Source organism: Eubacterium ramulus ATCC 29099 (genome assembly GCF_000469345.1).
Classification (GTDB): domain Bacteria; phylum Bacillota; class Clostridia; order Lachnospirales; family Lachnospiraceae; genus Eubacterium_I; species Eubacterium_I ramulus.
This window is the reverse complement of record NZ_KI271116.1, coordinates 2,214-2,455: the sequence shown is the minus strand read 5'-3', so window position 1 is coordinate 2,455 and position 242 is coordinate 2,214. Positions and strand designations below refer to the sequence as shown.

Sequence of the window (242 nt, the reverse complement as noted above, 5' to 3'; positions counted from 1 at the left end):
GCAAGACGCTTGTGTGTGCCTGCACCGATTTTTACGCCCTCAATATCTCCACGCTTAATCTGATTATAGATAGAATGGGCTTTGTCGGTTAAGTCCACGATTTTTCCATTTTCTGTGATTGTAAAATCAATCGGCTTTGCACCGTCAGTTAAGTAACCGTCGGGAGCTTCACTCTCAACAATACGGAATTTTCCATAAGGTAAGAGGTCAGCAGAAGTAGAAGCGACACCCTCAATATCGGT

General features: G+C 43.8%; 1 protein-coding gene. It reads right to left on the bottom strand.

Features of this window, described 5'->3' with window-relative positions:
- Positions 1-242 (bottom strand): prealbumin-like fold domain-containing protein (locus tag HMPREF0373_RS17845; protein ID WP_021738899.1); only part of this gene is annotated, 242 nt, incomplete at both ends.